Origin of the sequence: Fluoribacter gormanii (assembly GCF_900156395.1) — a bacterium.
GTDB lineage: Bacteria > Pseudomonadota > Gammaproteobacteria > Legionellales > Legionellaceae > Legionella > Legionella gormanii.
This window is the reverse complement of record NZ_FTNL01000001.1, coordinates 1-22,049: the sequence shown is the minus strand read 5'-3', so window position 1 is coordinate 22,049 and position 22,049 is coordinate 1. Positions and strand designations below refer to the sequence as shown.

The following is a 22,049-nucleotide window of genomic DNA, read 5'->3' as shown; positions in this document are numbered from 1 at the left end:
CAACCAGGTCCAAATATACAACCTGGCACAGTACTTCACCATGGTCAAAAAGTTCATCCGTATCCTAATGTTCAGCCAAGTCCTAATGTACAACCAGGTTCAAAAATTCAACTTGGGCCAAAAGTTCAGCCCGTCCCCAAAATTCAACCTGGTACAAGTACTCCACCTGCGCCAATTATCCACCCGCAACCTAAAGGGTTACCACCTCCAGGCATCCAAAATCAGCCAATATTTAAGCAATAGAAAATTCTTCATTTAACACCGCATGAAACCAGACGTATGATGCATTGGATTGATATATCTCATTTGGAAGTGAGATATGAATTGATTTTCCAGATAGGGTTCTCAGGAGATTGGCTAAAATTTAGATTTTCAAACTTCTCGTTAAGATATGATTTAATTAGATTATAAGAAAATCATCTTGAAGAAATCAAAATGATCGATGTCATTAACGAAACCATTAAAATGACTAACCCTCTAGATGAGATAACTATTCAAAAAATTGAATAATTTTAAAAGAAAAAAATATATTAATTTACAATAGAATATTATTGGACGAACTGGCTTCTGAGCAATATCTCATAGTTCAATATAAGTTTGCAAATAAAGCCTAAACGGTTTCCTTTACATCATCTGGCATAGTGATGTTTAGTTCAAGCACCGAGTTATCCCCCATACGCTCTAGGTTAACACTTACCTGATCACGAGTTACATGCACGTATTTAGCAATAACTGCGAGGATTTCTTCCTGAAGCTTAGGCAAGTAGTCAGGTGTATTACGTTGAGAGCGTTCATGAGAAATTATTATCTGCAAACGCTCTTTAGCAACAGATGCTGTAGCACTTCTTCTACGTAAGTAATTGAAAATACTCATACCGTCACTTCCTCCTTGTTTTTGCTGAATAAGCGACGCAATAATCCCTTACGATCATTACTTATGAAGCGCATTGGTCTTTCTTCACCGAGAAAACGAGCAATTGCATCTTGATAAGCAATACCTGCGTCACTTGTTTCGTCAAGAACTACTGGTGTACCTGTATTTGAAGCTTTAAGTACTGATTTTGATTCTGGAATAACGCCAATCAATGGAATGGCTAATATTTCTTTTACGTCTGTAACAGAAAGCATATCACCGCGCTCGACACGCTCTGGGTCATAGCGTGTTAATAATAAATGTTCTTGAACTGGTGATTTATTCTCAATCGCTCTTTTAGTCTTACTAGCAAGAATTCCTAGAATTCGGTCAGAGTCACGTACAGAGGAAACTTCTGGATTCGTTACAACAATTGCATGATCAGCAAAATACATGGCCATTAATGCGCCAGTTTCTATACCAGCAGGGGAGTCACAAATAATATAATCAAATTCTTTTGAAAGATCATTAAGTATTCTTTCAACCCCTTCAATGGTTAATGCATCTTTATCTCGAGTTTGTGATGCAGGAAGTATATAAAGGTTTGCAATTCGCTTATCTTTAATTAAAGCCTGATTCAGGTTCGCTTCGCCATTTATAACGTTAATAAAATCATAAACTACCCGACGTTCACAACCCATGATAATATCTAGGTTTCTTAAACCAATATCAAAGTCAATAACGACAGTTTTATGTCCTAAGAGTGCAAGGCCCGAAGAAATAGCTGCAGAAGAAGTAGTTTTTCCTACCCCGCCTTTACCCGATGTAATAACGATTATTTTAGCCAACGCTGAACCCTTCCTGTTATTTTTGATTCAACACAATATTTAACCAACAGTGTACACGTTTATTGATAAATAATTCAAGTAGTGCAGCAGTGATCAGTGTAAAAACATTTTCCAAAAATAATGGGAGGGACAGATATAATTTGTAATCGATTTTAGCATGTTATTGATATTTTGTTGTTTTAAAATACCTTAAAATAAGGTCAAAAAAACAAATGTAAATGAAAATGGAAGCGGTTTTAGGCAAAAAAACACAGCAAGGTCCATAATTGATGAGATAAAAAGTTGTGTTATTGTAAATTATCTGTTTAATTTGTCCACAATTTATAGTAAACTATTCTGTTAATTTAACTCCTCTAGTGAGAATAAAATGGCTCTTTCTATTGTGCAGCAATCATTAACCTTCGATGATGTTCTTCTTGTTCCTGCACACTCTTTAATTCTTCCTAAAGATGTGTCTTTAAGAACAAAATTGACTCGTGCTATTAACCTCAATATTCCCCTTGTATCATCAGCTATGGATACTGTAACCGAAGCTCGTTTGGCCATTGCTCTGGCACAAGAGGGGGGTATAGGTATTATTCATAAGAATATGACAATTATTGCACAGGCTGATGAAGTCCGAAAAGTGAAAAAATTTGAAAGTGGTATGGTGCGGGATCCGATTACAGTGACTCCTAATATCACAGTTAAAGAATTACTTGATGTAATGGCCAAATATAATTTCTCTGGTGTTCCTGTAGTTGATGGTGAGAATTTAGTTGGCATTGTAACCAGTCGAGATATTCGTTTTGAAACCAATTTATCGTTGAGTGTAGAACAGGTAATGACTCCCAAGACAAAATTGGTAACCGTCAAAGAGGGTGCAAGTCGTGAAGAGGTGCGAAGCTTACTGCATAAGCACCGCATTGAAAAACTGCTTGTTGTTAATGACGCATTTCAATTACGTGGATTAATTACAGTAAAAGACATACAAAAAGCAAAGGAAAATCCTTTTGCATGCAAAGATGCCGCCGAACAGCTACGTGTTGGTGCTGCTGTTGGTGTGGGAGAGGGCACTGATGAACGCATTGAGTCATTAATTGAAGCAGGTGTTGATGTGCTTGTTGTTGATACTGCACACGGGCACTCACAAGGGGTTCTTGACCGCGTAAAATGGATTAAAAAGCACCATCCAGAAGTACAAGTGATTGGAGGAAATATAGCTACAGCTGCTGCGGCTCGTGATTTATATGCTGCAGGTGCAGACGCAGTAAAAGTGGGTATAGGTCCTGGCTCTATTTGTACTACACGAATTGTGACTGGTGTTGGTGTCCCTCAAATTACAGCCATTGCAAATGTGGCGCAAGAACTTAAAGGAAAAATTCCAGTAATTGCTGATGGTGGCATACGTTTTTCTGGCGATGTTGGTAAAGCAATTGCTGCTGGTGCTGATACGGTAATGCTTGGAAGTATGTTTGCAGGAACAGAAGAGTCACCAGGTGAAATTGAATTATATCAAGGTAGAACTTATAAGAGCTATCGAGGTATGGGGTCAATTGGTGCTATGGCTTCGTCACAAGGTTCTAGCGACCGCTATTTCCAAGATGCATCATTAGGTTCCGAAAAATTGGTTCCCGAAGGAATTGAAGGACGTGTTCCTTATAAAGGATCGGCGCAAACAATTATCCATCAATTGTTAGGTGGTTTGCGTTCTTGTATGGGATATACAGGATGTGAAAATATCGAGCAATTACAAACTAAGGCAGAATTCGTACAAGTGACTAATGCAGGAATGAGGGAGTCACACGTCCATGATGTCAGTATTACAAAACAGGCACCAAACTACCAGGTGGATAATTAATAATGAGTGATTTAAAACAACATCCTTTACTGATACTTGATTTTGGTTCTCAATACACACAATTAATCGCGCGACGAGTGCGTGAATTAGGGGTTTATTGTGAAATTCATCCCTTCAATATTACACAAGAACAATTTACCGCGCTTAATCCATGCGGCGTGATTTTGTCTGGTGGACCATCAACTGTAACCCACGATGAGAACCCACGTGCACCTCAATGGCTGTTTACTGCGGGTTTGCCTATTTTAGGAATATGCTATGGAATGCAAACTATGGCGGTGCAGTTAGGCGGTGAAGTACAGTCATCTTCGATTAGAGAGTTTGGCTATGCTGAGTTGAAGTTGCATGGTCACAGTAAATTGTTTTCACAAATTGAAGACAGACTCAATGGTGACGGCAATGCATTATTAGATGTCTGGATGAGTCACGGCGATAAGGTGACTAAATTACCACTCGGTTTTCAGGTTATTTGTGAAACACGAAACGCTCCAATTGCCGGGATGGCTGATGAAAATCGACATATGTATGGAGTACAATTTCATCCAGAGGTGACACATACACTGCAAGGAATGCGTATTCTCCATCGTTTTGTTGTGGATATTTGCAAGGCTTCTACTAATTGGACGTCTACACTCATTATTGATGAAACAATCAATGAAATCCGTGCTCGCGTTGGTTCCGAAAAGGTTTTACTTGGTTTGTCCGGTGGCGTAGATTCTTCCGTTGTAGCGGCTTTATTACACAAAGCAATTGGCAAACAATTGGTGTGTGTTTTTGTAGATACTGGTTTGTTACGTTTTAACGAAGCAAAAGAAGTCATGGAAATGTTTGGCAAGCACATGGGTGTTGAAGTTATTTCAGTCGATGCCGAAGATAAGTTTTTTAATGCACTCAAAGGGGTAACCTGTCCTGAAGAAAAAAGAAAAATTATTGGGCGTACCTTTATTGAAGTATTTGATGAAGAAGCATTAAAAATTCCTGGTGTATCCTGGTTGGCGCAAGGAACGATTTATCCTGATGTGATTGAATCGGCCGCAACGAGTACAAATGGCGCCTCAGTGGTTATTAAATCCCATCATAATGTGGGCGGTTTGCCAGAAACATTGAACTTGAGTTTATTAGAACCTATTCGTGAATTATTTAAGGACGAGGTTCGTAAGGTAGGGCTTGAGTTAGGCTTGCCTCATGATATGGTCTACCGTCATCCATTTCCTGGACCCGGACTAGGGGTACGGATTTTAGCAGAAGTTAAAAAGGAATACGCAGAAATTTTACGTCAAGCAGATGCTATCTTTATTGAGGAGCTCAGGAAGGCAGATCTGTATCATAAAGTCAGTCAAGCTTTTGCTGTATTTTTACCAGTCAAAAGTGTTGGCGTGATGGGTGATGGACGAAAATATGATTATGTGATTTGTCTTCGTGCTGTAGAGACGATTGATTTCATGACAGCACATTGGTCCCAATTACCTTGGGAGTTCCTTGGTCATGTATCCAATAGAATTATCAATGAAGTAGCTGGTGTATCTCGTGTAACATATGATATTTCAGGTAAACCGCCAGCTACTATTGAGTGGGAATAATTTTTTGGGTGAGAAAAGTTCCAGTTCCTTCACTTCTAATGTGTTAAGAATGGAATCAATTCTTAAAGTGACACCGTCCTTCTCAAAAAATAGGTTCCCGCCTTCGCGGGAACGACCGCTTTTTTCTTAACCTTATTACTAAGCTACATCTTGGCTTCTTAGATTAAAATTTACCTTCTTTAATTTAAAAATGAACGATCACTATTGGATGCAAAAAGCTTATGAGCAAGCAATTCTCGCCCAAGCACAGGGGGACGTTCCTGTTGGTGCTGTATTAGTGAGCAAAGACAATCAGTTATTAAGTTTAGGACGAAATTGCATCCAAAACAGTCACGACCCATCAGACCATGCAGAGGTTCGTGCAATCAGAAATGCATCGCAACAGTTAAAAAATCATCGATTATTAGATACGACACTCTATGTTACTCTTGAGCCTTGTGCCATGTGTGCAGGACTAATTGTGCATGCACGGATTAAACGGCTGGTTTTTGCAACCCGAGATTTTAAAGCTGGAGCCGCCGGATCGGTTTATAACTTATTACAGGGCTATCCTTTGAATCATAAAGTTCAAATTGATGAAGGAATAATGCAGGCTGAATGTGCTCTTTTACTCACTGATTTTTTCCAAATGTGTCGATAAGCATGAGAACCATATCGACAAAAGCAATTTAGAGTTTGGAAAGAAATGAAGGTGTCAGGATAATCGTATAGTTTGTACTATCTATTTGGCAATAATTGGCATAGGCAGAGCAGCCTGTTGAGATTGTAATTTTTGATCACTATAAAGTCCCTCAAATTTATCTTTTTCAACGGCGATTCGTACTTTTAGCCAATGTTTAACCTTGACTGCATTCAGTGTGCTTTCCTTGGCTGCATCTTCAGTGAGGTACAGAGTTCTCTTATCATCTCCTGCGCGAGGAAAAAAATTGGGGACATTCCTTTCGTAGAACGGAGCATACAAGGCAAATTCCCTTATATCAGTGGAAAATAACAGTTCTCGAATTTTGTTCACATCATTGGCTTGGAGACTTTGATATAAAGATTTTGCATCGATTTTGAAACTCAATAAATCTTCTTTTAACATGGCAGATTGGACTAACGGTTGACATATTGGATCGGTAAGGCAAAGTTTAATCCATTTTAAGCGATCATCAGACAAAGCATGGTAAAAACGTGACACATAACTTATCTGAATCAATGATTTAATATCTAGAAAACTCAATATATGTACGATTATTTCGCGGGGCAAATCATTCATGAAATGTCCATATTTTAAAAGCTTAGAAATAAATTTTATATTATTGAGTTTGTATTATCCAATACTTTTGGTTCAGGTTTTGCTAAATCAGGGCTATAACTTGTTACACTTAATTTGGTAATTGATGGAATTACTTCATCCCCAACCACGTTTAATTCAATTTTAGCATTCACCTCCATTATAGGTAATACTCTATAGTCACCTGTTTTTTTGTCTTGTATATGCTCAGGTTCCGCGGTAGCAGCTAATTTGCCTGTGCCATCATTGATCATTATCTCACCATCTATGCTGAGGGAGTAGACAATTGGTGTATATAAGAAAACAACCTTTCCATCCTCAATGCACCACACTTGCTCAATACCTTTTGTATTAAGTAAAGAAGTCATTTTTTCTGGTGTAAACTCGCCGCTGAGCATTAATGTATCTAAAAAACGATTGATATCTTGTCCGCCATTCGCTTGTAACCATTGTCTTAAAGTATTTTCGCATCCTTGGGGATAATTGCTTCCCGCAAGCAAATAATCCAATAGATCTTCTGCCTCTTTATCGGTTTTTGCAGTGAGGCCTCGAATGCTCGTAGTTCTTTTGAAATCTCCGTAAGCTTTCGTTGCATCAGAATTTTTTTTAATGTATTTTGCTTGCCATTCTCCTATTGCCTGATTCATTATTTCATTGCTTTCATCAAGGGGATAGTCATAATTCCATGCAATCGAAGGTTTTTTAGTTTTTGTACGTAGTTCTTCTTCTTTCAAAAATTGATAGCGAAGTGAAATTAATTCCACTAGAGCATGATGGAGCGAGCCAAATTGATTTTCAGCGCTTGCTGAAACAGTGCCAATTTGATGCTTTAAGTTAATGGGTTTTTGCTTTCTTTCATATGCAGGAAGAAGTACCTCTCCCTTTTTACTCATCAGCTCTGCCATGGTTACCACTTTTTCAGAAAATATTGAATGTGGTACTTTGATTCTCATGGTTTCAATGTAATGAATTGCTTCATAAATTTTAGCAATATTAATTTTCTCACCATCTAAAGGTAGACTTTGTTTTAATAAGGATTTGATATAAAACAGATGTTCATTAACAGTCGTATCATTTTTATTTATATTTTTTTCTATATATGAAATAAGTTCATTTACTATATTAAGATTATTTCCGTCGGTTTTTTCCTGCATATTTAACACCAATTTATAGAATAGAGGTTGAATTCATATTGAATATGTATAATCTTAGTTGAAAAAGATTAACTAAATGTTAAGTCTGCTCGTTTAAACTGCATTTAACGTATTTTTTACACTATGGATATAAATTTATTAACAATGATGCGATATTTTTTTATACGAGCTCATAGAACATTAACTCAGTGTATTGAGTGGTCAGAACTATAAATTTTTCTATATATTATTCAGCAAAATAAACGCCAGATACCTTTGTTGGAGAGTTACCAAAAAATTGGTCGAAGGGTTACAGATTGTATTTTCACTTTGAGGTGATTAGGAGCTCTTGAATGAGTTTTTGTTTTAAAACTTCCTTTTCATCATTATTTAATGACTGATTTTGTTGATTGGTAATATAAAAAGTATCTTCTGCGCGCTCCCCTGCAGTAGCAATTTTTGCGTTATGCAAATGAATATTTAATGTTGAAAATACTCTTCCTATTGTTGCCAGTAAACCAGGTCTATCTCCAGTGACTAGAAATATACGAGTTTGATTATATGAGGGTTCATCATAGTAATGAATTTGAGTTTTGACGGTAAAATGCGCCAAGGCGCGCGTGATTCTTTTTCTAACAACAACAGGTAATTGATTCGTTTTGGCTAAATGGGTGCATAAAGCTTGTTGAATATCATGAGATCGCTGCTTATCAAAAAATGCTTGATTCTGCTCATCTAAAATAATATAGGTGTCTAAATCATATTGATTATCACAGGTTAGAATCATCGCTTCTTGAATGGTGACGTTGTGATTGCTTAAAACAGTAGTTGCAATAGCAAATCGATCATCTCGGTGAGGCATGTAAATAAAAACCTCAGTACCACCTTGACTATGGTGCGGCATAATCATGACTAAAGGGAATTTTGGGCAAGCAAGAATCGCTTTTGTATGACGCGCGATGACTTCGGGTGATTCATGCAAAAAATATCTGTCTTTGAATTGTTCCCATAAATCTTCAATTGCTTTTGAAGCCAAACCTTCGGTACTTAATATTGATAAAGCATACTGTTTGCGTGCTTTGATGAGAGCTGTTTCATCCATCAACTCTTGTTCTCGATGTAACATATGTTTTGCAGCACGATACAATTCTTTAAGCAGAGAGTCTTTCCATGAATTCCATAGGGTAGGGTTTGTCCCACAAATGTCAGCAACCGTCAGCAAATAGAGATAATCCAGGTAGCGTGGTTGTGGTAGGAGTTGGCAAAAGTTCTTTATGGTATTGGGATCATAAATGTCTTGTCTTTGAGCTGTTTGAGACATAATAAGATGATTGCGTACAAGCCAAACCAGTAAATCACTATCTTCCTTATCAAGCTGGTGGTTTTGTGCAAAATGTGATGCTTCAATTGCACCTAATTCTGAATGATCACCGCCTCTTCCTTTGGCAATATCATGAAATAATGCGCTCAGGTAAAGTAGTTCAGGTTTGTTTAACTGAGACATAATTTGCACACAGAGAGGGAATTGCTCTGCATAGTTTTTTTCTTTGAAACGAGACAGGTTGCGAATGACAAATAATGTGTGTTGATCCACTGTATAAACATGAAATAAATCATACTGCATTTGTCCAGTGACCAGAGCAAAACATTCCAGATAATGAGGTAGTACACCGTATCGGCTCATTCGATGCAATGCTTTATAAGGTCCATCTTCTACTTTAAGAATACTCATAAACAATTCAGTTGTCTCTGAAGATGCTTTAAAACGTCTGTTTATCAGATAGAGCGATTCTCTGATTAATCGAATAGTATTCGCCCTAACTCCTTCAATATCAGGTCGTTTTGCTATCCACAGAAATAATTTTAATAGAGCTTGAGGATGATGGATGAATACGCGAGTGTTTCTTACTTCAATATAATTATTGGATAGTTGAAATTCATTATCCAGTGGAAACAATTTTTGCTTGGGAGAGTGTGCGATGGTTTCATCAAACCATTGTAATAACATCTCATTGAGTTCCCTGTTGCGTTTAATTACTTTAAAGTAGTCCTTCATGAATTGTTCGATGGCTAATGAGTGAGGTTTGTCTTTATAGCCAAAAAACTGAGCTAATTTGATTTGATAATCAAAGGATAAGCGTTCTTCCGCTTTTTCAGCGAGTACGTGTAAGGCAAAACGAACACGCCAGAGGAAATGCTGGCAATAAGTAAGCTTTTCGTATTCCTTGTCAGTAATGAATCCATAATTGATGCCATCAGCTAATTTTTTTATATTAAAATGTCGTTTACCGATGCTGAGCAGGATCTGTAAATCACGCAGACCACCAGGGCCATACTTAACATTAGGCTCCAAGTTATAAGCTGTCTCACCATATTTGGCATCACGTTTTTTTTGTTCTTGAAGTTTAGCTAAAAAGAAATCTTGGCTGATCCACATGTGTAGAGGATGTATTTGATAAATTAATTCCTCCATTAATGGGCCGCGACCGCATAATAAAAACATATCCATAAGACTGGAAATAACGGTTACATCCTGGCTGGCAAGTTCGGCACACGAGGAAACACTTGTGATTTGATGGCTGAGATTCAAGCCAACATCCCAGCAATCCTGGATAAAATTTTGTGCACGATTTAATTGCGATTTAGAAATTTTATCAGAATGCAGCAATAATATATCTACATCAGAATAGAGCAGTAGCTCTCTTCGTCCATAACTACCCAGTGCAAGAAGGCAAAAAACGTCATGATCCAGTTGATTTTTAGTAAATAAATTAATGACCAGCTCATCAATGAAGGTAACTAGCTTTCGAATGATTGTGGTGATATTGGTTTTATAATCGAATTCTTCCCGTAGTTTTTCTTTAAATTGTTTTAGTGCATTTTTAAGATGTTGTAATTCTTGGGGCATCCCTTTTTTCTCTGCATCCTGAGCTTGGTAAAAGGGATGGTTTTTTGAGTGATTACTTTCGTTCTTCATCGCGCAAAGTCAAAATTTCTACACCATTATCGGTTACCAATAAGGTATGTTCCCATTGGGCTGAAAGACTATGATCTTTAGTAACTACAGTCCATTGATCCGGCAATAATCGAGTGTGATACTTTCCAACATTGATCATAGGTTCTATGGTGAAAGTCATACCTGGCTCCAATTTCATTCCTGTTCCAGGTAATCCGTAATGCAATACTTGAGGATCTTCATGGAAGATACGTCCTATACCATGACCGCAATAATCGCGAACAACGGAGCAACGATTTTTTTCTGCATGTTGTTGGATGGCGTGACCAATATCACCTAAATGAACTCCCGGTTTTACCATTTCAATTCCAATAAACAAACACTCATGAGCCACCTGGACTACATGTTTTGCTTTAACTGATGGAGTGCCAATAATGAACATTTTACTGGTATCACCATGATAGTCGTTTTTAATTACAGTAACGTCAATATTAATAATATCCCCATCTTTTAAAACTTTTTTTCCTGGGATTCCGTGACATACTACATGGTTAACTGAAGTGCAAATGGATTTAGGAAAACCATTGTAATTCAAAGGAGCGGGAATTGCTTTTTGTGTATTCACAATATAATCATGACAAATGGTATTAAGTTCATCGGTAGTGATACCTTCTTGAACATGAGGACCAATCATCTCAAGAACTTCTGCAGCAAGCTTGCCTGCAACGCGCATTTTTTCGATTTCGTCCGGGGTTTTTATAGTAACTGCCATAGGGTGTGAATCCAAAAGTGTTATTTGATTATTCAATATATTTTGTTCCACTATATATAGTATAGGCTAAACAAGTGCTGTCGGTATCGAGCGATTTGGAACGAACGTCATATTAGCATAACCGATAATATATGTCACCGAGTCCTGATTTGCGTCAGACTCCTCGATTTCTAAAAATAGAGACTGTAAATTCTGTTAATTTTTTAAATAAGTATTAAATTAGCGTATATTGAATCAAATATAATCACACTGTATACTGTTTGATTTTTAATCGGGATTTGACCATGCCTAAAAAATTGAAAGTTACAATTTTAAGAGATAAAAAACAGAGAGAAGAGACTTCATTTCAGGTCAAATTCAAATCGACTAAAGTACATCAGAACTCATTCTTTCCAAAAAATTCAAAACTAGATGGGAGTCACTTGAGAAAACTAAAGAAATTAATAAAAAGCATTGGTATTGAACACATGGAAGCTGAGAATTATCTCTCTTCTTCTTTAGACCAACCCGAACTTGTGAAAGTAATGCCAGTTAATTTATTAAAAGAGTTTGGTGGCCAGGGATTATATGCTTATGTTGATATTCCTGCCGGCACGTGTTTGGGGGAATATACTGGGGAGCTGTACCCGACAACAACTTTATTTAAAAAATATGTAAAGCAAACCTCAGGTGCCGATTGGAGTTATGCGATGACTTTGGGGCATAAGGTAATTGATGGAAAAGATAAAGGAAATTTTACACGATATATCAATTTTTCTGATACTCAAGCCAATGTTGAATTTAGAGAAGATATAGTAAACGGTATAAAATGTGTCAAAGTAATTACTACAAAAGATATTCCCAAAGGGAAACAAGTGCTGGTGGATTATAATTGCTATGATGAGCGAGCTTCTAAAGAGTATTTTTTTCTTAGCCCAGAGGATAACTGGCAATCTGCCCAGGAAGTGCTTGCCTCCAATTCAAGAGTATATCGACTCTGTGTAATGCATGCAGCGCTTACGCTATTAAACCTAAAAGAAAACGATAGTTTGTATGTTACAAAAATTGGTGAGGTAATTCTTTCTGGAAAACAATTATCCTTAGACCAAAAAAAGGTGATTCAAGATGATATTAATCTTCCTTTTCTAAAAACAAATTCAAAGGGAGAGGTACTGGACTTTAATCATGCGGATTCATTTACCGCATTAATGTTGGCCAGTTATCTGGGACAAGTGGAAAATGTGAAGTGGTTGCTTACAAATCATGCCAACATAGATCAGCAACAAAACATTTCCGGGAATTGTGCTTTATTTTTTGCACTTGCTGGTTATGCTGCCTCTGAGACGAAAAATCAACAACGTGCGTATATGGATGTTTTGTCTATTCTGATTGACTCACAGGCAAATATTCTGGTTCACGATAGAGAAGATAGAACGTTTCTACATAAGGCAATTGAGACTCTTTCTTTAAGTGATTTTAAAGTACTAATGAGTCATATATCAGTACAAAAACAGTTTAATTCTGAAGAGGTATTAAGCTACATTGATAAAAATAATCAGGATATTTTCCTATATTGTCTTGCGAATAAAGATTTTGATAAGGCGTCTGTTTTACTCGGATTTTGCTCTGATTTTTTCAGCAGCGATTATTTTAATTATGGCAGTAAACATGATGAGAAAATTGGTAAAGGCATATTAATAAATATAATAAATGAGTTTGATCGAGATGAAAAAGGTGCACTATTAAAACTTTTGACTAATCCGAAATTGAAATTGGATTCAGATTTTCTTAGTTCACTGGGTTTGAGTAACGATGGAGATTTGTCCTTTTCTCAATAAACGAAATTGTTTTGGCCCGGGGCAGGATACCCGGGCAAATCGTTTTGCCTTTTCTCTATATCTCATCTTCGGAGTATAAGAGTTCAGGTTGACATAGGACTATCGCCGATGTGCCTACGGTTGGCTTTTTGTTCTGACATTTTCTCTTCGATTTCTAATTGTTTATCAGCGGATAAATGAATTTGTTGATACCAAAAAGAGCCATAGCTCGTATGTTGTTTGGGATCATATTTCTGTGCTTCTCTTCCAGTGATCACTTTAGGTTCTATTTCAGTTGGGTGTTTTCCGTTATGATTGGGGGTATATGCTAAAAAAAGCTCACTAGTAGCGGGTGGTTTATTTAGATAGATAGTAATGTCTTTTAAACTGATGCAATTTTTACGACCGGAATTAGAGCGTAAGGCTTCTTTAACTAGATTTTGCAGTTCTATTACAGTTCCTTCTTCAGGGTTTACAAAACAATCACTGATTTGTTCGGCTTCACTAGAGTTATTCGTTTGTACTGCCACCTTTTTAAAAACCATTCCTGAGGGAATTGTTAAATAAATCATAACACCTCCATATAAGATTAAATAATTACTTGAGTGTATCATAAATATTCAAAAATCATATTTTTGTTGTCTTGAAATTTAATTACGCTTACATCAATTTCGAGTACTATACTTTATGAAAATCCAGTGCTTAACTCTTAAGGAAAAAAATGAAACTCCGTGCATGTACTTTTATGTCTGCCTTAAGTTTCTTGATCAGTACTTCTGTTTTTGCTTTAGAAGGTCATGGTGGAGGAGGGTATCATAGTGCGCCTCCCCCGAATCCTGGATATCACTATAATGGAAATTACGATAATTATCATAGTAATGGATGGTATGGGGGGAATGTAAATGTGAACGCCTTGGGCGATGACATTTGGTATGATGATGATTTGAATGATAACACTGATGAAGTTATGGGGGTACCTGATGGAGGTTATTATGATCCTTCATGTCAAACTATAGATGATTGTAGTACAGGTACTTGTGCGTTGATAAACACATGTGATCAAGAATAAATATATGAATAAAAAAACATATCAATGGGCAGTAATAGGTGCGGGGCCTTCTGGAATCGCCGCAGTGGGAAAATTATTGGACAGTGGCGTTTCGCCAGAACATATTTTATGGTGTGATCCTCATTTTAACGTCGGAGATTTTGGTCTGTACTGGAGTAATGTTTCGAGTAATACTAAGGTCAAATACTTTAAAGATTTTTTATTAGCAGTCCAATCTTTTCGTTACCAAGAAGCTCCTGATTTTCAATTAAACCATCTTCCTGTAGAGGAAACCTGTACCTTGAGTTACATGGCTGAGCCTTTGCAGTGGATTACAGAGCATTTTTTACAAAAAGTCCAAGCAGTAAAAACAACAATCCATAATATGCTTTTATCCAAGAGATTATGGTCTTTGTGCTCAGATTCACAAACGTACCAGGCTAAAAATGTAATATTGGCTACAGGCGCATTGCCTTCAGCGTTAAATTATCCGGGTGTTAGTGTAATACCCTTTGATATAGCAATTGATAAGGAAAAACTTTCTTCAGTTATTCGCCGTGATGAGACTTATGGCGTATTTGGATCATCTCATTCTGCAATTATTATTTTAAAACATCTTGTAGAGCTTGATGTGAAAAAGATCATTAATTTTTATCGTTCACCTTGCTGTTATGCGATAGAAATCGATGACTGGATTCTTTTTGATAATACTGGACTAAAAGGGCAGAGCGCCGCCTGGGCTCGGGAACACATCGATGGTGTATTACCTCCTAATTTGGTTCGATACAATGTCAGTGAACCTAACATCGCACGTTATTTACCTGAATGCGATCAAGTGATCTATGCAGTAGGTTTTGAGCAGCGTAAAAGTATTGTTATTGGCGATTATGAATATGCGCACCACAATCCCTATGTTGGCATTATTGGCCCAGGATTATTTGGTTTAGGTATTGCATATCCAGAAACTAGAGCTGATGCCTACGGGAACGTAGAGTCGCAAGTAGGTTTATGGAAGTTTATGGTGTATCTGAATAAAGTGATGCCTATTTGGTTGAAGTATCCGGCTTGAATTTTAATTGAGACTTAAAAAGTCCGAGTCTGGAACTTTTTATGTCTCACTTATTGTATTTATTTAAACGCAAGTAGTTATTATTCAACAATTTGATTTGTTCTCTTCGTGTCGGGAAAGTGTAACTTAATTTACTAAGACACTTTTCAATCTGAGTAACACCTACTAATATAGGTTTTTTTATAATATGAAAATGCTCATGCGAAGGGTTGCTTTATTATTTATTTTTTTAGTAGGGATATTTATTTGGCCTAATAATGCTGAATGTGCACTCGAGCGTGATTTTCAAACCTGGCTTAATGTAACAGCTATTGGGAAGACTCATAGCAACAATAAAATAATAGGGCGTGTACGGTATTGGTTAGAGGGGCAACAGCGTTTTGGTGACGATAGTAGTCGTTTTACCCAGACATTAGTACGTCCAGGATTGGGTTATGCGTTGACAGAGAGTCTTAGTATATGGCTTGGCTACGCATGGGTATACACAGGCATCCCTTTTACTACCAATCCATTTGAGGAAGATCGAATTTGGCAGCAACTTTTATGGACCAAAACCAATCGATATTTGACTTTTACCAGTCGAACACGCACAGAACAGCGATTTTTAGAAAATAATCCCAAAACAGCTTATCGAATCAGAGAACTTATTAAAATTTCGGTTCCTATCAAACAATATGCCAATTTTAATTTTGTCACGAGTGATGAACTGTTTCTTCATAAGAATAATTTTGTGGGAACAAACAGTAGAGGATTTGATCAAAATCGATTTTTTATCGGTTTGGGCTACAAAATAAACCCCATAGCCACCACTGAAATCGGGTATATGAATCAATACATTCGACGTTTCGGGGTTCCCAACTTTCTAACTAATATTGTATCAATAAACCTTTTTCTGAGTTTATAAGGGCGATTTATGAAGTACAATTTATTAGAATTTCAGAATGAAGCTTAAGTAAAAACTCGCAGGTAATTCATAAATCATCCTGATAGGTTTGTGGATCTATTTAAAGACGTCCGCCGCTGCCAGCCCCAGAAGTACCTCCGGGTCCTATGGAATAATTGGATGACTTCTTTGTGTAGAAAGTATGTATTATACATCCTTGTCATTTGTTTGATGTGAACGATAATGCCAAAATTTTGGAAAGGCCAAACAACACGCGGTTACACCGATAACGCATAGTATACCACCTGATATCAAGGCAGTGGGAATGCTAAAGCCGGAGGCGATAAATCCAGCACGTGTATCGCCTAATTTAGGTCCGCTCAAATAACTGATCATTTCAATACCAGCTAATCTACCACGATATTCTGTTGGAATGGTATTATTCCACAAAGTAGTTCGAAATATCCCACTTATAGCATCGAAAGCACCAGATAGTGCTAAGAAAAACAGCACAAACAAAAGTGAATTTGATAAACCAAACCCAATAATGGAAGCACCCCATAATCCTGCGGCAATTGCAATGGCTCTACCATCATAATTTATTTTCGCAGTCCAGCCACTGAAAAATGAGATAATCAATGCACCTAGCGCTGGCGCAGAATAGAGTAGGCCTAAAGTTTTGGCTCCGCCCAGAGATTGGGCTACAGCAGGAAGCAAGGAGTTCGGCCATGCAAAAACCATCGCGATAAAATCAATAATATAGCTTCCCAATAATTCTTGTCGATTAAAGGCAAACGAAACTCCTTGTTTTAGAGAAGATAAAATGGAAGGATGTTCCTGCATTGAAGGCCTAGGTATGGTATGGATTCTGATTAAAGCAATTAATGACATAAAAAAAGTCATTAAGTCTATTAAGAACGTGATAACAATGCCATAGTGAGCAATGATAAGTCCAGAAAGAGCAGGGGCAATAATCATACAAAAACTGAATTTGAAGGTAGCCAGTGCTCCTACCTTTTTGTAATCATTAGGGCTAACGATTTGTTGTATAATGCTATCAAATGCAGGCCGATGTAAGCCGGTAATGGCTGACATAGAAGCTGAAACGATAAAAATGAGATTCAGAGAAGGAGTCGTTTGATATGAGTTAAGTGCGAGTAGGCAGCATCCTCCGGCAAGAAATAACTCACTGATAATCAATAATCCTCGCCGATTATAGCGATCAGCAAATACACCACCAATTAATGCAGTGATTAATAGGGGTAATAACTGGGCTAAACTTAATAATCCAACGGCGAAGGTCGATTGGGTAATTTGATAAATTTGATAGGGTAGCGCAACATTGCTTATCATGGTACCGATAAATGAAATGAATTGCCCGAAATAAAGAAGCCTAAAATCACGATTTTTTTTAAGAAGAGAAAGGTCTAAAAACTGGCTCATTTTGAAATATCCGAATGTACAGAACAGTAAAATATTAAGACAAAAAGATTTTATTCTTTTTAATTGAATCAGTACAGTAGTGATTTGTTTTGGGGAAAGCTAAATGACTCAAGAGTTGCTCTAGAATTTAGAGCCATTTTTATCATTTTTACGTTCACCTTTTTCTTTATTATGAATCATCAAAGGTTCAACAAAGCTTACTGGAGTGGAGTAAGTCATCGAAATTTTTTCGTTATCAAGTGCTTTTTTAATAGTCGTGAGTACTTCATCCAGTGAACGACGTTGTTGGCTGGGTTCAGGATTTGTCCACCAATATATTGCAAAGTCAATGCCATTGGAAGAAAAAGAAACCACATAGACTTGAATGTACTTATTTTTAGAAACTGTTTTGCATTGCTCGATAGCTTTTTTAATAACTGAGCGAGCTTTTTCTATATCAGAATCAAAATCAATACTGCAAACAATTTTTTCGCGTCGGAGTGATTCATCAGTAAATACACGTACTATACTGGTATACATTGTTGAGTTCGGTATGAATACTCGCGAACCGTCCGTTTTACGCAAATGAGTATTTTGAATAGAAATACGATGAACGTAACCTTGAGCCTCTTCATGTTGCGACTCAACCTCAATAAAATCGCCAATGCTAAAAGGTTCTCTAAGTAAGATTAAAATGCCTGTAAAAAAATTTTCAAAAACATTTTTGAATGCCAAGCCAATGGCAACAGAGGTTAATCCTAACGTGGCCAAAATATTTGCGGTAGTAACTGATGGAATTAAGATCGCTGAAATAATTAGTATTCCTATAAACCATACTATGATAATGGTTAATTTATGAAAAATTGTTACTAAATTGGCGCGAATTGCTATTCTAGGTAAAAAAGAACTTACAAGACGACTAATTAATTTCGCAGCAAAATAGGTCATTATTGCAAAAATAATCGCAATAACGATATTGGGAATCAGCGCAATAAAATTTTGCATAAATTTATTTAGAGTTTTTAGAATAAGCTCTAAATAGTTCATATCGAATTTCCTTATTCTATCTTAATCAGATTTACTGTTTTAAAAATCACTAAATCCGATCGGTGGTTTTAGTGTAGCAAAAAATCCTGAAAGAAAGTAATAAGTACGATTTGGATGATTTTGAAATTACACAATTTTTAGTTTGAGGTACAACGAAACTTAGTTTATAAAAACAATCAAATCAAACATCAATTTTCTCGCTTTCCTTTTATAATTCATATAGGATATCAACGAATTATTTTATTGTTATACAAGGAATTATGGCGATAATACGACAAGATCCTAAGTCCAAAGCTTCTAGAAAAGTTTCTCTTGCCAGCTTCATTGGAACTACAATTGAATGGTATGATTTTTATCTTTTTGGGACGGCCTCCGCTTTATTTTTTAACATTCTTTTTTTTCCTAAAATTAGCCCTGTAGCTGGGATTATGGCTGCCTATGCGACTTATGCAGTCGGCTTTTTTGCCAGGCCACTCGGTGGTCTTATTTTTGGTCACTTTGGGGATAAGGTAAGTAGAAAAAAGATGCTTGTTTTTACTCTATGCTTGATGGGAGGCTCTACATTCTTAATTGGATTACTTCCTACTTATGAAAAAATAGGGATATTTGCACCGCTTTTATTGGTGATTTTACGATGTATTCAAGGAATTGCAGTTGGTGGTGAGTGGGCTGGGGCCGTTGTGATGTCTGCTGAGGTGAGCCGAGAAAAAGAAAGAGGGTTTTATTCTAGTTGGCCAAACTCGGGAGCTCCCTTTGGTTTAGTGATTTCCATTGCAATATTCCTCGTATTTACTGCACTTCCTAAAGAGCAATTTTTATCATGGGGTTGGCGCGTTCCTTTTCTACTTAGCTTTATTGTTGTTCTTGTTGGTCTTTATATTCGTTTGCAGATTATGGAAAGCAAGATTTTTGTAGCGTCAGCAAAAAATAAACGCCCACCCAAGACTCCTGCTTTAGAAATGTTACATTCTCATTTTAGAAACTTTCTTTTGGCAATCGGGGCACGCTTAATTGAAAGTGCTTCATTTTATGTTTTAACTGTTTTTATATTAAGTTATGGAACGCTTGAATTACATTTATCAAAAGCAATTCTTCTCTATGCAGTAATGACAGGGGCTATTTTTGAAACACTGCTGATTCCATATTTTGGTTCGCTTTCGGACCGAATTGGACGGCGTCCAGTTTACATTACTGGGGCTTTATTGATGGCTTTATTTGCATTTCCATTTTTCTGGTTATTGCAAACAAAAAATCCGGTACTGATTTTTTTTGCTGTAATTTTTGGAATGTGTATTCCTCATGCCATGATGCATGGTGCTCAGGGAGCATTTTATTCAGAACTTTTTAATACGCGTATTCGATACAGTGGAACAGCAATCGCTTATCATTTATCCGCTGCATTGTCTGGAGGATTAGCTCCCTTGATTGCTACTGGTTTAGTAGAATGGGCGCATGGAAATACTTGGCCTGTTTCTGTCTATCTCATTATTTTGGCTGTGATTACTATAATCAGCATTTATTTATCAGTGGAAAGTGCGCAAAAGGATATTTCGGGCTAATCTATGACGATAGGAATCTGGGCTTTGCCTTACCCAGAGTAGGGTTTCCTTAATCAGGATACAGTAAAAAAGGATTCGCCAGAAATACTGCTATTTATTGAGTTCTATCACCATATAAAGTGTAAAAACATAAAACAAAGTGACTTGAAATGATTAATTATTGGCATATAATGGCACAAACTCTCCATTTAATTACATAATACAATGCCAATAATTTCCGTACTTTCTCAATCTTTAAATCAAGAAACAAGTGTACTTGCGCCAGACACAAAAAGCCTTTCTTCAGCTCAAAATGATCCGCAAGTATTAAAACCTAACCAAGTAATTAAACTATTAAAATCTTCAGCTCGCATGAAAGAAGCGAAGAATGTTTTTTTATATGCGTTTGCAGATATAGATCAAAAAGCAGTATTCGATTTCATGAAAACACTTGCCGAGTATCCTATAAATACTCCCGATCCAATAATCGCGAAAGCCATTTATCAATGGTACCTCACGGTGGGAATGGAGAATAAAAAGGGTTTTCCAATGACTGATAAAGAATATCAGGATTCTAAATCTGCAAATATTGCCCATATTATTACTTCTCATTTATCTCAAAAAAATAGAGCGAAATTGAAAGGAAAAGCTCTTCTTGATATAGGTGCAGGTGATTGCGCAATGACTTATTTGGTTAGCAAACATCTGGGTATGGAAGGAAATGCCATTGATATTCAATCTGAAATCGATTGGGGAGGGGAAAACAGCAGTGATAAAAAAAGAAAAAATGATTACATGGCACAAATTAACAACCATTATATTTATGATGGGAACGACTTATTAGGTGCTCTTAAAGAGAAAAAATTTGCAGTTGTTATGTATAATCATTCATTACATCATTTTCCTAGTTTTCAAGCGCAATTTGATAGTTTAAAACAAGCAAGTCAAATTTTGGAACCTGGTGGAATTCTCTTTTTATCAGAGCATGCGAATTGCTTTGATGATGATATCTTGGATCTTTCTCATATTTTATTAAACCTAAGATATAGCATTGATAAAAAACAAATTTCCAGTCCTGAAGAAGCTATGAAGGCTCTTTTGAAATTTAAATTAGAATATCAATCTCATTATCTTTCAAAAAATATTCTTGATGTAATCGCGAAACAACTGGGACTTACTTTAATTAAAGAAGAAATTCGCTCTATAAACGATGCAGCGAAGGCGACATTTTTTTGTTTTGTTAAAAAATCTCCGCGAGAAGAATTGACTTATTCTCCCTATTTCTTTGATACAGATAAGGCGAGTAGACTTCATCACCATATTAAAGCATCTGATCAAGAATTACCTCAAAGAAAATATTCAGCAGAGTTATAAACAATGGGTTTTAGCCTGTATTTACTAATAAATACAGGCAAATTGATGCGAATAAATCACGCTGATCGTGAGATTTCAAATATATGTTAGCGAAAACTGAGCGATGCGATATTTTTGGGTTCTGGCGATGAGGCCGCTTTAAGGGCTGTTAAAAATTCAGGGGGAATTTCTTTATATTCAGGGTATATGTGTGTATAAAAAGAAAGGTCTTCAATAGCTTGGTTAACTGTATTTTTAATGTATTTCTGGACATACTCTTTGTCCTCGAACAAATAAACCTGACGAGTTAAATTTGATAATAGATTCGATATATGCTGTTGGTATGTCTCAATCAATTCGAGAACATTGGAGCGCACTTCAAATAAATTAAGGCCTAATGAGCAGCTGCGAATAGTAGTATCTAGCGTGACAACATTTCTATTCCAATAATCATTGTAGCGCTCTTCAAAATTAGAATTTTCAAATTTCATATAAAACCCTTTTCGTGTGAGTCGTTTAATATATTGACACAATGATTTTATATTAAATAAATTTAATGTCTATAAATAAACCAATAGTAAAGAAAATGGTAACTCCCCACGTCATCCCGAACCCGAGCGCAGCGAGGGTGAGGG

Annotated in this window: 20 protein-coding genes; 10 read left to right on the top strand and 10 right to left on the bottom strand. The window is 36.6% G+C overall.

Going from position 1 to position 22,049, the window contains the following annotated elements; all coding sequences use genetic code 11:
* The coding region (locus tag BW930_RS17050; RefSeq protein ID WP_432419114.1) for a hypothetical protein at nt 1-243 on the top strand (243 nt) is incomplete at its 5' end.
* Between the two features lie 367 nt (nt 244-610).
* On the opposite strand, the gene minE is transcribed toward BW930_RS17050, so the two are convergent.
* Together minE and minD are read right to left on the bottom strand one after the other, a co-directional pair.
* Entirely contained in the window at nt 611-874 is a 264-nt protein-coding gene (gene minE, locus BW930_RS00095; RefSeq protein ID WP_058468022.1) for a cell division topological specificity factor MinE, read from the bottom strand.
* Nucleotides 871-1,701 carry a septum site-determining protein MinD gene (gene minD / locus BW930_RS00090; RefSeq protein WP_058468023.1) on the bottom strand — a complete coding sequence of 277 codons (831 nt, stop codon included), beginning with the start codon at nt 1,699-1,701 and terminating at the stop codon, nt 871-873. Before minD ends, minE begins: the two co-directional genes overlap by 4 nt.
* A gap of 367 nt (nt 1,702-2,068) precedes the next feature.
* On the opposite strand from minD, the gene guaB reads away from it, so the two are divergent.
* The 3 genes from guaB to tadA all read left to right on the top strand — a co-directional run bounded on the left by guaB (nt 2,069) and on the right by tadA (nt 5,761).
* Entirely contained in the window at nt 2,069-3,541 is a 1,473-nt protein-coding gene (guaB, locus tag BW930_RS00085) for an IMP dehydrogenase (RefSeq protein ID WP_058468024.1), read from the top strand.
* A gap of 2 nt (nt 3,542-3,543) precedes the next feature.
* A complete protein-coding gene (guaA, locus tag BW930_RS00080; RefSeq protein ID WP_058468025.1) occupies nt 3,544-5,121 on the top strand; it encodes a glutamine-hydrolyzing GMP synthase in 1,578 nt (525 codons plus the stop codon).
* Nucleotides 5,122-5,311: 190 nt separating this feature from the next.
* Nucleotides 5,312-5,761: a tRNA adenosine(34) deaminase TadA gene (gene tadA / locus BW930_RS00075; protein WP_058468026.1), complete on the top strand. Its 450-nt coding sequence runs from the start codon at nt 5,312-5,314 to the stop codon at nt 5,759-5,761.
* An 81-nt stretch (nt 5,762-5,842) separates the two neighbouring features.
* Here tadA and BW930_RS00070 read toward each other — a convergent pair whose 3' ends face one another.
* From BW930_RS00070 to map, 4 genes are all read right to left on the bottom strand, one after another.
* On the bottom strand, nt 5,843-6,379 hold the full coding sequence (locus BW930_RS00070; RefSeq protein ID WP_058468027.1) for an F-box-like domain-containing protein: 537 nt from the start codon (nt 6,377-6,379) through the stop codon (nt 5,843-5,845).
* 35 nt (nt 6,380-6,414) lie between these two features.
* Complete coding sequence (locus BW930_RS00065) at nt 6,415-7,551, bottom strand: hypothetical protein (protein WP_058468028.1); 1,137 nt, start codon at nt 7,549-7,551, stop codon at nt 6,415-6,417.
* A gap of 304 nt (nt 7,552-7,855) precedes the next feature.
* On the bottom strand, nt 7,856-10,438 hold the full coding sequence (gene glnD / locus BW930_RS00060; RefSeq protein ID WP_172461616.1) for a [protein-PII] uridylyltransferase: 2,583 nt from the start codon (nt 10,436-10,438) through the stop codon (nt 7,856-7,858).
* Nucleotides 10,439-10,490: 52 nt separating this feature from the next.
* Nucleotides 10,491-11,258 (bottom strand): type I methionyl aminopeptidase, encoded by a 768-nt coding sequence (gene map / locus BW930_RS00055; protein WP_058468030.1) that lies wholly within the window; start codon nt 11,256-11,258, stop codon nt 10,491-10,493.
* 284 nt (nt 11,259-11,542) lie between these two features.
* Here map and ankI point away from each other — a divergent pair, with 284 nt between their 5' ends.
* A complete protein-coding gene (ankI, locus tag BW930_RS00050; RefSeq protein ID WP_058468031.1) occupies nt 11,543-13,075 on the top strand; it encodes a Dot/Icm T4SS effector AnkI/LegAS4 in 1,533 nt (510 codons plus the stop codon).
* Nucleotides 13,076-13,158: 83 nt separating this feature from the next.
* Here ankI and BW930_RS00045 read toward each other — a convergent pair whose 3' ends face one another.
* Nucleotides 13,159-13,626, bottom strand: a complete 468-nt coding sequence (locus BW930_RS00045) for a hypothetical protein (protein ID WP_058468032.1) — start codon at nt 13,624-13,626, stop codon at nt 13,159-13,161.
* A 149-nt stretch (nt 13,627-13,775) separates the two neighbouring features.
* On the opposite strand from BW930_RS00045, the gene BW930_RS00040 reads away from it, so the two are divergent.
* From BW930_RS00040 to BW930_RS00030, 3 genes are all read left to right on the top strand, one after another.
* The gene (locus BW930_RS00040; protein WP_058468033.1) at nt 13,776-14,123 is read left to right on the top strand and encodes a hypothetical protein; all 348 of its coding nucleotides are present in this window, start codon (nt 13,776-13,778) and stop codon (nt 14,121-14,123) included.
* A gap of 4 nt (nt 14,124-14,127) precedes the next feature.
* Nucleotides 14,128-15,171, top strand: a complete 1,044-nt coding sequence (locus BW930_RS00035; protein ID WP_058468034.1) for an FAD-dependent oxidoreductase — start codon at nt 14,128-14,130, stop codon at nt 15,169-15,171.
* 187 nt (nt 15,172-15,358) lie between these two features.
* Nucleotides 15,359-16,075, top strand: a complete 717-nt coding sequence (locus BW930_RS00030; RefSeq protein WP_238587858.1) for a DUF2490 domain-containing protein — start codon at nt 15,359-15,361, stop codon at nt 16,073-16,075.
* Nucleotides 16,076-16,261: 186 nt separating this feature from the next.
* Here BW930_RS00030 and BW930_RS00025 read toward each other — a convergent pair whose 3' ends face one another.
* Together BW930_RS00025 and BW930_RS00020 are read right to left on the bottom strand one after the other, a co-directional pair.
* On the bottom strand, nt 16,262-17,497 hold the full coding sequence (locus BW930_RS00025) for an MFS transporter (protein WP_058468035.1): 1,236 nt from the start codon (nt 17,495-17,497) through the stop codon (nt 16,262-16,264).
* A gap of 120 nt (nt 17,498-17,617) precedes the next feature.
* Nucleotides 17,618-18,523 carry a mechanosensitive ion channel family protein gene (locus BW930_RS00020; protein ID WP_058468036.1) on the bottom strand — a complete coding sequence of 302 codons (906 nt, stop codon included), beginning with the start codon at nt 18,521-18,523 and terminating at the stop codon, nt 17,618-17,620.
* 260 nt (nt 18,524-18,783) lie between these two features.
* On the opposite strand from BW930_RS00020, the gene BW930_RS00015 reads away from it, so the two are divergent.
* Together BW930_RS00015 and BW930_RS00010 are read left to right on the top strand one after the other, a co-directional pair.
* Nucleotides 18,784-20,082: an MFS transporter gene (locus BW930_RS00015; RefSeq protein WP_058468037.1), complete on the top strand. Its 1,299-nt coding sequence runs from the start codon at nt 18,784-18,786 to the stop codon at nt 20,080-20,082.
* 204 nt (nt 20,083-20,286) lie between these two features.
* The gene (locus BW930_RS00010; RefSeq protein WP_058468038.1) at nt 20,287-21,435 is read left to right on the top strand and encodes a class I SAM-dependent methyltransferase; all 1,149 of its coding nucleotides are present in this window, start codon (nt 20,287-20,289) and stop codon (nt 21,433-21,435) included.
* An 86-nt stretch (nt 21,436-21,521) separates the two neighbouring features.
* Here BW930_RS00010 and BW930_RS00005 read toward each other — a convergent pair whose 3' ends face one another.
* Complete coding sequence (locus BW930_RS00005; RefSeq protein ID WP_064276535.1) at nt 21,522-21,905, bottom strand: hypothetical protein; 384 nt, start codon at nt 21,903-21,905, stop codon at nt 21,522-21,524.
* Nucleotides 21,906-22,049 lie beyond the last annotated feature (144 nt).

What these genes read in the sequence shown, in the direction of transcription:
- minE (WP_058468022.1), bottom strand. Translation starts at nt 874, where the DNA reads ATGAGTATTTTCAATTACTTACGTAGAAGAAGTGCTACAGCATCTGTT.
- guaB (WP_058468024.1), top strand. Translation starts at nt 2,069, where the DNA reads ATGGCTCTTTCTATTGTGCAGCAATCATTAACCTTCGATGATGTTCTT.
- guaA (WP_058468025.1), top strand. Translation starts at nt 3,544, where the DNA reads ATGAGTGATTTAAAACAACATCCTTTACTGATACTTGATTTTGGTTCT.
- tadA (WP_058468026.1), top strand. Translation starts at nt 5,312, where the DNA reads ATGAACGATCACTATTGGATGCAAAAAGCTTATGAGCAAGCAATTCTC.
- BW930_RS00070 (WP_058468027.1), bottom strand. Translation starts at nt 6,379, where the DNA reads ATGAATGATTTGCCCCGCGAAATAATCGTACATATATTGAGTTTTCTA.
- BW930_RS00065 (WP_058468028.1), bottom strand. Translation starts at nt 7,551, where the DNA reads ATGCAGGAAAAAACCGACGGAAATAATCTTAATATAGTAAATGAACTT.
- glnD (WP_172461616.1), bottom strand. Translation starts at nt 10,438, where the DNA reads ATGCCCCAAGAATTACAACATCTTAAAAATGCACTAAAACAATTTAAA.
- map (WP_058468030.1), bottom strand. Translation starts at nt 11,258, where the DNA reads ATGGCAGTTACTATAAAAACCCCGGACGAAATCGAAAAAATGCGCGTT.
- ankI (WP_058468031.1), top strand. Translation starts at nt 11,543, where the DNA reads ATGCCTAAAAAATTGAAAGTTACAATTTTAAGAGATAAAAAACAGAGA.
- BW930_RS00045 (WP_058468032.1), bottom strand. Translation starts at nt 13,626, where the DNA reads ATGATTTATTTAACAATTCCCTCAGGAATGGTTTTTAAAAAGGTGGCA.
- BW930_RS00040 (WP_058468033.1), top strand. Translation starts at nt 13,776, where the DNA reads ATGAAACTCCGTGCATGTACTTTTATGTCTGCCTTAAGTTTCTTGATC.
- BW930_RS00035 (WP_058468034.1), top strand. Translation starts at nt 14,128, where the DNA reads ATGAATAAAAAAACATATCAATGGGCAGTAATAGGTGCGGGGCCTTCT.
- BW930_RS00030 (WP_238587858.1), top strand. Translation starts at nt 15,359, where the DNA reads ATGAAAATGCTCATGCGAAGGGTTGCTTTATTATTTATTTTTTTAGTA.
- BW930_RS00025 (WP_058468035.1), bottom strand. Translation starts at nt 17,497, where the DNA reads ATGAGCCAGTTTTTAGACCTTTCTCTTCTTAAAAAAAATCGTGATTTT.
- BW930_RS00020 (WP_058468036.1), bottom strand. Translation starts at nt 18,523, where the DNA reads ATGAACTATTTAGAGCTTATTCTAAAAACTCTAAATAAATTTATGCAA.
- BW930_RS00015 (WP_058468037.1), top strand. Translation starts at nt 18,784, where the DNA reads ATGGCGATAATACGACAAGATCCTAAGTCCAAAGCTTCTAGAAAAGTT.
- BW930_RS00010 (WP_058468038.1), top strand. Translation starts at nt 20,287, where the DNA reads ATGCCAATAATTTCCGTACTTTCTCAATCTTTAAATCAAGAAACAAGT.
- BW930_RS00005 (WP_064276535.1), bottom strand. Translation starts at nt 21,905, where the DNA reads ATGAAATTTGAAAATTCTAATTTTGAAGAGCGCTACAATGATTATTGG.